Genomic DNA, 13,806 nt, shown 5'->3' with positions numbered 1-13,806 from the left:
CGTTAGGGTTTATTTCATATGCAAATCTTTAAATTTCCTACACGTAGCCTTTAGAAAAAAAAGCAACCTCTACTATGATTGACGTTGTATGAGCTTAGCTTGATAGCGATGTGGCGGTACCCCACATCCATCAACTTAAGGAGAATAAACGCCATCAAAACAAAAAAGCCCCAAATTTTTCTTGAAAATAAGTTGGGGCTTTTGAAACAGAAAAGTATATTTTTAACTATGAAAACTACGATAAATTTTTCCTACTTATTAAATTCAGCAAGTAAAATTTTTTTAAAAGGATTAGGACTGTCAGTTCTACCCAAACTATTCCAATTGACGACCAACGTATGCTTGCCTCCAAGTTTACCTCCAACAAGAGTAGTAAACCCTAGAATGCCACCTGTGTGTCCCCATATCGAGACACCGCTTGGAAGTTTAGTTTCATAGATTCCAAGACCATATCCATCGATTCCTTCTTTTCCTGTAGGAACTGTAGTAAGCATTTGTTTTAGTTGCTGTTCTTTCAGTAATTTGCCACCAAGCAAGTAAGAGAAAAATTTGTTTAAGTCGTCAGCAGTAGAAATCATATCTCCAGCAGAGCTACCTGCACTTGGGTTATAATAAGTAACGTCTTTTAGCTCACTTGCTCCGTCTGGTTGGACATATCCACGGGCATGGTTAGTGCCTGGAATAACACTTGAGTTGCCTGGTAGGAATGTATTCGACAATTCAAGTGGTTCAATAATTCGATTTTCAACCTCTTCCGCATAGCTGTTCCCAGTTACTTTTTCAATAAGGATACCCAGTAATACGTATCCTGTGTTTGAATAAGACCAGCCCTTTCCTGGAGCAAAGTCTGGAGGAAAAGAAATCCCCATCTTCACTAACTCTTCAGCCGTATACGATTTTTTTGTATCCGTAAAATCAACGTCTTTTGACCTTGAGTATTCAGCGATACCACTTGTATGGTTCAATATCTCCCGGATAGTAATCTTGTTACCATCATATCCATTTCCTTGAATGACACCAGGCAACCAGTCTTCGATGTGGTCGTCTAGCTTCAGGCGATTCTCTCCAACTAATTGAAGTACAACTGTTGCGGTGAACGTCTTCGTCACACTCCCAATGCGAAAGCGAAAATCTGTTTTCATTGGTTTCTTGGTTCTCAGATCCGCTATTCCAGCGGCATACCCCCACGTTTTTCCATCCTCAGAAGTTTTAGCAAGTATCCCGGGGTATCCAAATTGCAATGTATCCCGCATTGCTTGCTTGACAGAAGTACGATCTCGTTGAGTATTTGTTTGTAACGAACTAGATACATTTTGAGTAGGCTCTGCTTTTACAATTGAGGTTGGTGTTGTATATAACAGGGAACTTCCAGCTATTAAAAGGGCCAGACTTGCACATGTAATTTGACTACGTATTTTCATAAGGCATTCCTCTCCTCTATTCATATTGTATAAGTGTTTGCTTACGGATCCTTACTTCCTGAAAAGACTTAGGGAAAGGCCCTCACGCATATAGATTAAAGCCCCAGTACAAAGGTATCTATCAATACCAACAATTTGAGCCAGTTAAATCTCCATCCCTTCTATAACAAAATTATTCAAAGGTATGAAAGCATATTATGTACCCTTAGTTATTGTTAGGATTAACACAACATAAGACATAGCCCCAACCCATATTTTACTTTATTTATCCATGATATGTATTGAGAAAGAATGTAAATTCGAATCCTTTCTGTACCCCAACTATTGATCGTTTTTTTCACCTATTATAATTAGTTATTTAGAATTTCATAATAAAAAACTGTAAAAAAATAACGAGTCCCTTAACGTACAGGAAGCGGTTGGAAAATATGTCTAAATGCACAATTTTCTTTTTTGATATGGTGCCTCAATCGCAATCAAGCTAAGGTTTTGAAGTACCCACTAAATGAAATTTTTCTTTCTCTATAGTTAGTTATTTTGAGAAGTCAGCTCATTTTTTGTTTTTGGGGTGTTTACTTTTCTTAAGTTGATGGATGTGTGGTGGACCCCCCATAAGGGGGTAAAGTGCTCAAAACTATGAACGTTTCCGCAACATTCCCTTTTACCTCTTTCGAATAAAATTTATAGGAAGATATAATAAAAGTATAACGATATAAGGGGCGTCTTTTATGAGAAAAGAGAAAAGACAAAGGCTAATTAAACAAGCGGTGAGAGAGCATGAAATAGATACACAAGAAAAGTTAGTAGAGCTGTTAGCAAAAAAGGGGGAAATTGCAACACAAGCTACTATTTCGCGAGATATTCGCGAATTAAATATAATAAAGACAGTTTCTTCAAACGGTTTAACTATATATAAAAACTTCACAGGAGATAATATACAAACTGATATGATGTTAAAGAAAAAGTTGGGAGAAGTTGTCGTAAAGATTGATTATATAAATCAATTAACCATTATTAAAACTTTACCGGGTAATGCACATGTTATAGGGGTGTTATTAGACTCTGTAGACTGGAAAGAAAAAGTAGGGTGTATTTGTGGGAATGATACATGTCTTGTAATTTCAAAATCACAATCAGATAGGGAGATTCTAGAAGAGAGATTAAAATTAATTATGTAGATAAAAAAACTACTAATACAGGATTTTATTAAAGAATTTCGTTATTATTACAGTCTTTGGAAATTAAAATAGTTAACGTTATATGAGTTTTACGTATTTAAGCAGAAAAGGATGAGGTATGCATAGTGCAAGTACTTTGCTATCAGAATTTGTGTCATTATAATAAATGAAATATTCGGCCTGTGGATTTATAGAATTTCAACAAAAAAGCGTTATTCTATTTTCGATTGTCGCTCCCAAAGCTAATTTTAACTAATTTTATTTCGTTACAGAAATAAAGCAGCTTTTCCGGAGCCTTGGTAATAAATTAAACTTTTAATTGGGATACTTTACGGTATATTGAAATTAATTGTCTTCTTAGATGCTGAAGATACTTAATATAGAAACGATGCTGAGGTATCGAAAAAAATAATTAATTCTAAATAAGAATTTTTAACGTAAGGTAGCTAAAATTTGAAAGTGAGTATAATTAATCGAAATTGCTAGTTATAAGAGAGGGTAAAAGTATCTTGTAAAGTAATGCATATAACATAGAAAGATATAAGAGATAGGTGAAATTTATGAATACAAGACAAAAAGAAATTTTATTTCTACTATTATCTGAATCTAACGACTATTCATTAGTACAAGACCTTGCGGATAAGGTGAATTGCTCTGAAAAAACAATTCGTAATGACTTTAAAATAATTGAGGAGCACCTTGCGAATTATTCAAGTGCGATTCTTGTTAGGAAGCCGGGATTAGGTGTGTACTTAGAGATTAAGGAATATGAAAAGGTGGACTTGTTTAATAAACTCTATTGTATTAATAATCGCACAAAGTATGAATCAGATGAAGAAAGAATTCTGCAAATTGCATACAACCTATTAATGAATGTAAAGGCAGTTACTGCACAGGAAATGGCATCCCAACATTTTGTCAGTCGAACGACTATAAAAAAAGATCTAGATAGAATTGAAAAATGGTTACATCATTTTGATTTAACCATTGTTTCAAAACAGCGAGTTGGACTTATTATTGATGGAAATGAAAAGAAAAAAAGAAGAGCATTGGCTAGATTATCAGATTTGATTCGTAATTCTGATCTTACAAATCAATTTATTAAAGAACAATTTCAATATCATGAGGTTGAATTTGTTACGAACGAATTGAAAGCGTTACAAAAACGAAATGCATTGTTTTTTACAGATGATACATTTGAAAGTTTATTAGTACATACGTTGCTTATGGTACGGAGAATGAAACTTAAGCAACCTATTTTAAATGCTGAAAAGGAAATGAAAATACTGAAAGAAACAAAAGAATATATATGGACATTGGAATTTTTAAAACAGTTGGAATGTGTTTTTTCAGTTCATTTTACAGAAGAAGAAGTTACGTATTTAACAGCTCATATTTTAGGTGGGAAAATCCGTTATCAAGATAAACCAATGCAGGATAGCACACTTACTGAAAGTAATCCAATTCTTTCTATGGTTATACAGCAATTAGTTAAACGTATGTCGCAGTTGTATGAAATTGATTTCAGTAAAGACAAAATTTTAATTGAAGGGTTAACGATTCATCTATATACCGCATTGAATCGCTTAAGCTATGATCTTTCTGTCTCTAATCCGATGTTACACGATATAAAAAGAATGTATCCCTATGTGTTTAATGTATTGATACAAGTATTAGAAGAGATAAATGAATCTCTAAATATATATATTCCAGAAGAAGAAGCGGCTTATCTTACTCTACACTTTGAAGCATCTGTTGAACGGTTAAATCACCAGGAAAAATCTAAAAATGTAATTATTGTTTGCCATATGGGCATTGGCATGTCGCAGTTGTTACGTACAAAAATTGAGCGTAAATTTCGTCATATCCATGTCATGGACTGTATTTCAAAAGCTGATTTACAAAGTTATATAATGAAACATCGTGATGTGGATCTCGTTATTTCAACTACTACTCTTTCAAAATTAAACATTCCTCATATAGTAGTATCCCCATTATTAGAGGGGCCAGAAGAAAAGAAGCTAGGGGACTTTATACAAAATTATGATGAGCCAAGTTATAAAGAAAAAAAAGACTTTGTTATGTTCAATTATACATCTCCATTTTTAGTGTTTTTACAACAGGATATACAGCACCCATATGAGCTAATTGAAAAATTAGCGTATGCTTTGCATAGTAAGGGTTATGTAGATAAAGAGTATGCAGAAAATGCAATCATAAGAGAAAAAATGTCAGCAACAACAATTGGGGCAGGAATTGCAATTCCTCATGGACATCCGAGATTTATTCAAGAGTCAGTAATTGCAATTGCTACATTAAAGGAACCAATTGATTGGGGAGCAGAAAAGGTATCACTTGTATTTATGCTAGCAGTTAAAAGTGATGGACAAGAGGTAACGAAACAATTGTTTCAGGAACTATCCTTTATAAGTGAGCAACCATCCTTTATTCAAAAGCTTACGAAAGAAACAAATGTAATGAAATTTTTATCCTTTTTACATAATTAACCGAAGAGTGGAGGATCAAATAACCTGTTGTTTGCTTTGGTAAAGGTATATTTTTCCGGAAGTTACGGTAAAAAATGAAACTTTTGACGTCGTAATATTGATTTATAGTAAGTGTAGGCGCTTAGTAAGAAGTGTAAGGAGGGTTAAGAATGAAATTGTTAGCGGTTACATCATGTCCGAATGGGATTGCCCATACCTATATGGCAGCTGAAAATTTGCAAAAAACAGCGGATAAATTAGGGGTCCAAATGAAAATTGAAACCCAAGGTGGAATAGGGGTAGAAAATGAGTTAACTGAACAAGATATTCGCGAAGCTGACGGCATTATTATAGCTGCGGATAGAGTCGTAAATAAAGATAGATTTGTAGGGAGAAAATTGTTGGTTGTCGGAGTGCAAGATGGTATTCGTAAACCAGAAGAATTAATTCAGAAAGTAATCAGCGGGAATGTACCTATTTATCATTCACAGTCAAAAATAGTAGAAAGTAACCATCAGGAAAGAAAGCAAAATCCGATATATCGTCATTTAATGAATGGTGTGTCTTTTATGGTTCCATTTATCGTAGTTGGGGGATTATTAATTGCTATTGCGTTAACACTTGGGGGAGAAAAAACTCCTGGGGGGTTAGTGATTCCAGAGGGTTCTTTTTGGAAAACCATTGAAAAAATTGGTGGTGCATCATTTACGTTCATGGTTCCAATACTGGCCGGATATATTGCATATAGTATAGCGGATAAACCTGGACTTGTTCCTGGGATGATTGGTGGATATATTGCAGCAACAGGAAGCTTTTACGGAAGTGAAAGTGGTGCTGGTTTTCTTGGTGGAATTATCGCTGGTTTTCTAGCTGGTTACATAGCGTTAGGAATCAAAAAATTAAAAGTTCCAAAAGCGATTCAACCAATTATGCCGATTATTATTATTCCGGTATTTACTTCTCTTATTGTAGGCTTAGCATTTGTATTTATTATTGGTGCTCCTGTTGCACAAGTTTTCGTATCATTAACAGCTTGGTTAGCAGGTATGCAAGGGTCAAGTTCAATTCTCTTAGCGTTAATTTTAGGGGCAATGATTTCATTTGATATGGGTGGTCCAGTCAATAAAGTAGCATTCTTATTTGGTTCAGCAATGATTGGAGAAGGAAACTATGAAATTATGGGTCCAATTGCTGCAGCAATTTGTATACCACCAATTGGAATGGGACTGGCTACTTTCATAGGTAAGGGGAAATTTCAAGATTCAGAGAGAGAAATGGGTAAAGCATCATTCACAATGGGGCTATTTGGTATTACGGAAGGTGCGATTCCCTTTGCAGCACAAGATCCACTTCGTGTTATTCCGAGTATAATGGCTGGTTCGATGACGGGTGCTGTAATTGCAATGATTGGTCATGTAGGAGACAGAGTGGCACATGGTGGTCCAATTGTTGCAGTGTTAGGGGCAGTAGATAATGTATTTATGTTTTTTGTAGCTGTAATTGTAGGTTCTGTCGTCACAGCTGTTGTAGTAAATGTATTGAAAAAAGACGTTTCAAAGTTAGAAAAACAAGAAAATGAACAAATAAAAGAAGTATCAGCAACAATAGAAGTGCAACAACTGGAACGAGAGACTCAAGTAAGAGGCGAACAAGTAGACAAGGTAGAAATTAAAAAATTAACAGATATTACAAGTTTAGAATTAATTGAAACGGACTTAAAAGGGGAAACACGAGATGACATCATTGATGAAATGATTCAAAAGTTAAAGCAGGTAGGTGCATTACATTCAGTGACAGAATTTAAACAGGCTATTATGAACCGTGAGCAAGAAAGTACTACAGGTATTGGTATAAACATTGCGATTCCACATGGGAAATCAGCTGCCGTTAGGAAACCGAGCGTGGTATTTGGAATTAAACAATCGGGTATAGATTGGAACAGCCTTGATGGAACGGAAGCAAAGTTAATATTTATGATTGCGGTACCAAAAGGAAATGAAGGAAATGAACATTTAAAAATCCTTCAAATGCTTTCTCGAAAACTAATGGATGATAGTTATAGAGAGCGGTTATTATCTGTTCAAACAAAAGCGGAAGCATACAAACTACTAGATGAAATTGCATAGAATGGAGGATTCAAATCATGACTGAACCATTATTTTTTGCACCTGTTTTTAAAGAAAGAATTTGGGGTGGGACACATTTAACTTCTTTTGGATATGAAATTCCATCAAATCAAACTGGAGAGTGTTGGGCTTTTGCAGCGCATCAACATGGACAAAGTATTGTTAAGAATGGAAAATATAAAGGGTTATCTTTAAGGGAATTGTGGGAAGAACATCGAGATTTGTTTGGTAATATTGAGGGAGACCGTTTCCCTCTTCTTACAAAAATTTTAGATGCCAATCAGGACCTATCTGTTCAAGTTCATCCCAACGATGAGTATGCCAGAGTACATGAAAATGGAGAACTAGGAAAAACAGAATGCTGGTATGTAATCGATTCCACTAAAGACGCAGAAATTATATATGGGCATCATGCGAAAACAAAAGAAGAATTCATGGCTATGATTGAACAAAAAGAGTGGAACCAACTGTTACATCGTGTGAAGGTGAAACCTGGAGATTTTTTCTATGTGCCGAGTGGAACTGTCCATGCAATTGGTAAAGGGATTTTAGTATTAGAAACACAGCAAAACTCTGATACAACCTATAGATTGTATGATTATGATAGAAGAGATTCAGAAGGGAATTTACGTGAGCTGCATTTTGAAAGGAGCATTGATGTAATAGAAGCCCCATTTATATCGAATCAGTTAACGGTTAAACATGAAAAAGTAGATGATTTGAGTATAACTAACTTTATAAAATGTCCATATTTTTCAGTGTCAAAATGGGAGTTAGATGGATTAACTAGTTTGGAACAACAAAAGGCCTTCCTTCTTGTTAGTGTAATACAGGGGGAAGGTGAGTTAATTAAAGAAGGTGAGCACTATTTCTTTAAAAAAGGAGACCACTTTATAATACCTAATTACTTCGGAGGATACGATTTGGTAGGTAACTCTATATGTATTGTTTCAAGTATATAATAAATTCTATAATTTTTATATGAAAATTATCTGATTTTTGTGAAGTGTATTGATTTTATAATTTTTTATATTACTTGTAACATTTAGTATCCATTTTCGTATTCTTTGTTATTTGAACTATAATATTGCCAGAAAGCATTGTTTTTAGAGAACATTCTTGTAATATTTGAAGCATAACATTGCCATAAATCTTTTTTTAACTCATAAACTTGCCCCGAAAAATAGTAGTAGTTCATCTCAGTATTTTTTAATGGATTCAACCTATTTTTAAATGTGACATATCAGCGGCATTTTATGTCTAATTCATATTGGTGTTAGCAAGTTCGTTTGCAAACTTGCTAACACTTTTTTATTTGCCCTCACTATTTGTTAGCACTGTAAGTACATCCCAAATGTACTTATCTATATCACATTGTAAGCTCGTATATTTCTCTAATGATACGCCCCTAACTTACCCTTAAAATTGTAAAAAATATTCTACACCAATAATGGATTCAACAATTCCTTTAATAATAGTAACTCTTTACTCATATATAAATAATAGGGGCTGTAGCAATGAAAATTTTTAAGTAATAAGGGCATAAATTATTAATCTTTACATCTCTGATGTCCACAAGTATTACTTAGAGAATATTCTAAAACTGAAAATTACTCCTGAGATATGACTGAAAAATCCATACGATTTGAGTTATTTCCATTATGTTTGATATCTGATTTAATCCCGTAATTTGGTGCCGTTGCTAAATAAGATTTATAATTTACTTTTTATAGGGAGTGGAATATATGGGGTCAACACAGTTAACAGGACGAGTAATCTTCAAAGGAGATCCAGGTTATTTAGAAGCAGTTAAAAATTGGAATCCTTATGTTGATGTCTTTCCTCTCGTATTTGTTTTTGCACAAGATTCAGGCGATGTAAGTATTGCTATTAAATGGGCTCGTGAGAATAAAGTTCCTTTACGTGTTAGAAGTGGTCGACATGCTCTAGATAAGAACCTTTCAGTAGTAAATGGAGGACTTGTTATTGATGTGAGTGACATGAATAAAGTTTCTTTAGATAAAAAAAATGCGATTGCAACCGTTCAAACAGGAATTCACGTTGGCCCATTAGTAAAAGGATTAGCTCGTGAAGGTTTTATGGCTCCTTTTGGAGATAGCCCAACGGTTGGAATCGGAGGAATTACGATGGGTGGTGGATTTGGAGTACTTTCACGATCGATTGGTCTTATAAGTGATAACCTCCTTGCATTGGAAATGGTAGATGCGAAAGGCGAAATTCTTCAAGCGGATCATTGTAACAACGAAGATTTACTATGGGCTTCTAGAGGTGGTGGAGGTGGTAATTTTGGATATAATACTGAATACACTTTTAAAGTTCGTCGTGCCCCTAAAACAGCAACCGTCTTCAATATCATTTGGCCGTGGGAACAATTTGAATCCGTGTTTAGAGCTTGGCAAGAATGGGCGCCGTTTGTAGATTCACGATTAGGATGCTTACTCGAGATTTATAGCAAAGTAAATGGATTATGTCATGCTGAAGGTATTTTCTTAGGTTCAAAAGATGAAGCAATCGAATTATTAGAACCTTTAACTAATATTGGAACCCCAACACAAATAGTTATAGAAACTTTACCTTATCCGGATGCTATAGACTTTTTAGATCCAGATGAACCAATACCTGGTAGATCTGATCAGAGTGTTAAGTTTTCTTCGGCTTGGGCACTTGATCTTTGGTCAGAAGAACCTATTTCGATAATGAGAAAATTTTTAGAAGAAGCTACTGGGACAGAAGCCAATTTCTTTTTTATAAATTGGGGTGGTGCTATAAGTAAAGTACCTAGCAGTAAAACAGCTTTCTTTTGGCGAAGTCCATTGTTTTATACGGAATGGACTGCTAGTTGGACAAATAAATCAGAAGAGGCTTCAAATCTGGCATCAGTTGAAAGGGTACGCCAGCTGATACGACCATATGTAACAGGTTCTTATGTAAATGTTCCGGATCAAAATATTGAAGATTTCGGAAAAGCATATTATGGATTGAACTTTGAAAAACTTCGAAAAGTAAAAGCGAAGTATGACCCTGAAAATTTATTTCGTTTCCCTCAAAGCATACCACCATCTTCATCTTGTTAAATAGTTTATTAGTTTTACAAAATTAAATCCCTAGATTTTGAAATGCACCTCAATTGTTGATATCTCTAACAATTGAGGTGCATTTTTCGCATAAGAAAGTAGAGTCTTTTTTTGAACAATAAATTTGCCACGAATAAAAGGAACCATAACTTTGCCAAAGTGGCAAGGTTATGGCCCAAATCACTAATCTTGCAAAAAGGGAAAATTTATGGATCAAATTGTGGTAGATGTATGCTACAAATCACATTTAATGAAAGATATGAAAATAGTAATTAATTTTATAGTGTAAGGGATCTCGTCACACATCCCTAAGTTGCTGGATATGTATGGTGACCCTCGTAGCCAAAGAAGTAGGAAGATATTTAGAAATGCATCAAATTTTGAGGAAGTGCTTGTGAACCGTATCATAAATAAATGACGTATTGTATGTTCGATTTTTAAATAATACCTAAGAAGGAGTGGATTGTAGTTATAGTAATACTCCTTTTTTTGTATTTCTATAATAGATAATTTTTTTAAAAAACAGAATTATCTTGACAGTTATTGAATGGATTGATAAGGTTATAAAAAATATTTCTTATCCAGAGAGGTGGAGGGACTGGCCTTATGAAACCTCAGCAACAGGTCTGCTTAAGTAGACACTGTGCTAATTCCAGCGGGTGATAATCCTGATAGATGAGAGCTTCCGTGTTTATTTGTCAGTAGCGCCCTCTTTTTTAGAGTGCGTTTTTTGTTTTTTCTGGGTAATAACTAAAGGAGAGTAGAAATGGAGAACAAAAATGGGCAAGAATTTCAAAGGAAAATGCAAGCACGTCATTTAGTCATGCTATCACTTGGTGGGGTGATTGGAACGGGCTTATTCTTAAGTTCGGGTTACACTATTCAACAAGCTGGCCCATTTGGAACAATTCTATCCTATTTGGTTGGTGCGCTAGTGGTTTATCTAGTTATGCTATGTTTAGGAGAACTTTCCGTACATATGCCTGAAACGGGCGCATTTCATAGTTATGCAGTTAAATACATTGGACCGGGTACAGGGTATACAGTAGCCTGGTTGTATTGGTTAACTTGGACTGTTGCTTTAGGTTCTGAATTTACAGCCGCAGGATTACTTATGAAGCGATGGTTTCCATCGGTTAATGTTTGGGTATGGAGTGCTCTTTTTGCCATTTTAATCTTTGTATTAAATGTCCTGACTGTTAAATTTTTCGCCGAATCCGAATTTTGGTTTTCATCGATAAAGGTTATAGCTATTGTGTTTTTTATTGTTTTAGGAGTAGCGGCAATGCTAGGGTTTCTTCCGATGACTCATTCAAAAGCAACGCCATTCTTTTCTAATTTTACAAGTGGAGGTTTATTTCCTCATGGTGCTACGGCCATTATGATGACCATGCTTGCGGTTAATTTTGCTTTTTCGGGAACAGAATTAATAGGCATTGCAGCTGGAGAAACAGCGAACCCGGAAAAAATGATACCGAAGGCCATTCGAACTACTCTGTGGAGATTGATCATCTTTTTTGTAGGAACGATTGTTGTTTTATCTGCGCTATTGCCTAGTTCTGATTCGGGGGTATTAGAGAGCCCTTTTGTTGCAGTTCTAGAACGAATTGGGGTGCCATATTCAGCTGACATAATGAATTTCGTTATCTTAATAGCCATTTTATCTGCGGCAAACTCAGGCCTTTATGCCTCTTCTAGAATGCTTTGGTCGCTTGCGAATAAGAATACGATATCACCGATTTTTGGAAAAATGACGAAGCAAGGTGTTCCAATCAACGCCGTCATTTTCAGCATGGTGGGTGGAGTTTTGGCCTTGCTCTCGAGTATTGTGGCACCAGATACTGTCTATATCGTACTTGTTTCCATTTCTGGTCTAGCAGTAGTTGTAGTTTGGATGAGTATTAGTGCTTCGCAGTTCCTATTTCGCAGACAATTTTTGAAAGAAGGAAATTCTGAGAAGGACTTGATTTATCGCACACCACTATATCCATTCGTACCAATTGCTTCTTTTATCCTTTGTCTGGCATCGTGTATTGGAATTGCATTCGATCCAACACAGAGAATTGCCTTATATTGCGGCATACCGTTTATTTTGTTTTGCTATGGAAGTTATTATCTAACAAAAAATCTAAAAAAGAGGGGCGTAGATTATGTCGAACAAAATCAATCCAATTGATGATATTTTATCCCAACATTCCATTATGCTTCTTGACGGAGCATTAGCTACAGAATTGGAGGCGCATGGATGTAATTTGGACGATCCCCTTTGGTCGGCACGTGTGTTATTAGAAAATCCGGAACTAATTTATCAGGTTCATTCGGACTATTTTCGTTCTGGAGCGGACTGTGCCATAACAGCAAGCTATCAAGCTACTATTAGTGGTTTTTCCGCGCGTGGAATACAAGAACAGGAAGCTTTGGAATTAATTAAGAAAACGGTGTTACTTGCAAGAAGGGCAAGAGATGATTTTTGGAAGGAAAATATTCAAACGAATAGGCCTAAACCATTGGTTGTTGCATCAGTTGGGCCGTACGGGGCTTACCTTGCAGATGGTTCAGAGTATGTAGGTAACTATGGTGTGACAGATAAAACATTAGCAGACTTTCACCGTTCGAGAATGTCTGCGTTAATCGAAGCAGGTGCAGATCTATTGGCATTTGAAACGATCCCTTCCCTGCAAGAAGCAAGAGTATTAGATACATTATTGCGTGAGTTTCCAGAAACATATGCGTGGCTTTCCTTTTCGCTAAAAAATGAGAAAGAGATTAGTGAAGGTATGAAACTCGTGGAGTGTGCACGAGTTTTTGAGAAAAGTGAACAAATTGTAGCGATAGGCATCAATTGTGCGCCAGTAACCGTTGTGACTGGTGCAATTCAAGAGTTGAGGGCAAACACCAAAAAACCGATTATTGTTTATCCAAACTCTGGTGAAACTTATAATCCAGAAACAAAAACATGGCATGGTCATGAACAATGTAACGCGTTGAATATTCAATCTGAAGAATGGTACCAAGCAGGTGCACGTTTAATAGGTGGATGCTGCAGAACGACACCTTATCACATTGAGGAGATATCGAACAAGTGGCGTTCTTCCGATTTTTTCTATTCAAACGAAGCAAAACAGTAATGTAATGGAAGATAATATATCTTTGTGTGTATTTTCATGATTTAGCTTGTTCAGGAATCTACAGTTACGTTTTGTGGCACAAAATGTCTTTTAAGAAAGACAAATGTGGATGGTAGCCTCGGGAATCCAGTGGACTTTTGGGTACTTTAGGTATGGAAAGGAATTAGGGAAAATAAAAACCGCTAGTTTAATAGAAATGGTAGAGAACATGGTGAATCTTTTAATGAAGATGTAGTTGATCCGATTGAAGGTGAAGGTGACTATTTATATTTTTATAATTTTAGCCAAGAAGACTCCTTCCTCAAGGAACGCGAAGTGAGTAGTTGGGAGACGAATTGGCTTCGGACAAGAGATGGCAGGAAGCCATCTTAA

At 35.6% G+C, this 13,806-nt stretch carries 8 protein-coding genes and 1 riboswitch; of the genes, 7 read left to right on the top strand and 1 reads right to left on the bottom strand.

Features of this window, described 5'->3' with window-relative positions:
• Positions 1–251: 251 nt before the first annotated feature.
• Positions 252–1,421 carry a serine hydrolase domain-containing protein gene (locus ACTFN4_RS29680; protein ID WP_439963286.1) on the bottom strand — a complete coding sequence of 390 codons (1,170 nt, stop codon included), beginning with the start codon at positions 1,419–1,421 and terminating at the stop codon, positions 252–254.
• 728 nt (positions 1,422–2,149) lie between these two features.
• Here ACTFN4_RS29680 and ACTFN4_RS29675 point away from each other — a divergent pair.
• The 7 genes from ACTFN4_RS29675 (at position 2,150) to mmuM (ending at position 13,434) form a co-directional block, all read left to right on the top strand.
• Positions 2,150–2,599: an arginine repressor gene (locus ACTFN4_RS29675; protein WP_341723357.1), complete on the top strand. Its 450-nt coding sequence runs from the start codon at positions 2,150–2,152 to the stop codon at positions 2,597–2,599.
• Positions 2,600–3,159: 560 nt separating this feature from the next.
• On the top strand, positions 3,160–5,106 hold the full coding sequence (locus tag ACTFN4_RS29670; protein WP_439963284.1) for a BglG family transcription antiterminator: 1,947 nt from the start codon (positions 3,160–3,162) through the stop codon (positions 5,104–5,106).
• 149 nt (positions 5,107–5,255) lie between these two features.
• The gene (locus ACTFN4_RS29665; protein ID WP_439963282.1) at positions 5,256–7,211 is read left to right on the top strand and encodes a fructose-specific PTS transporter subunit EIIC; all 1,956 of its coding nucleotides are present in this window, start codon (positions 5,256–5,258) and stop codon (positions 7,209–7,211) included.
• 17 nt (positions 7,212–7,228) lie between these two features.
• Complete coding sequence (manA, locus tag ACTFN4_RS29660) at positions 7,229–8,173, top strand: mannose-6-phosphate isomerase, class I (RefSeq protein ID WP_151920288.1); 945 nt, start codon at positions 7,229–7,231, stop codon at positions 8,171–8,173.
• A gap of 783 nt (positions 8,174–8,956) precedes the next feature.
• Positions 8,957–10,306, top strand: a complete 1,350-nt coding sequence (locus tag ACTFN4_RS29655) for an FAD-binding oxidoreductase (RefSeq protein ID WP_439963280.1) — start codon at positions 8,957–8,959, stop codon at positions 10,304–10,306.
• A 574-nt stretch (positions 10,307–10,880) separates the two neighbouring features.
• Positions 10,881–10,988: riboswitch (SAM riboswitch) on the top strand.
• Positions 10,989–11,072: 84 nt separating this feature from the next.
• On the top strand, positions 11,073–12,482 hold the full coding sequence (gene mmuP, locus ACTFN4_RS29650; RefSeq protein WP_439963278.1) for an S-methylmethionine permease: 1,410 nt from the start codon (positions 11,073–11,075) through the stop codon (positions 12,480–12,482).
• Complete coding sequence (gene mmuM, locus ACTFN4_RS29645; protein WP_335467134.1) at positions 12,457–13,434, top strand: homocysteine S-methyltransferase; 978 nt, start codon at positions 12,457–12,459, stop codon at positions 13,432–13,434. The genes mmuP and mmuM overlap by 26 nt, the downstream gene beginning before the upstream one ends.
• The last annotated feature ends 372 nt before the right edge of the window (positions 13,435–13,806 follow it).

The sequence above is a fragment of the Bacillus cereus group sp. MYBK95-2 genome, assembly GCF_051915225.1.
Lineage (GTDB): Bacteria > Bacillota > Bacilli > Bacillales > Bacillaceae_G > Bacillus_A > Bacillus_A cereus.
Note: the sequence above shows the minus strand (reverse complement) of the source record. Positions and strands in the feature narration are given on the sequence as shown.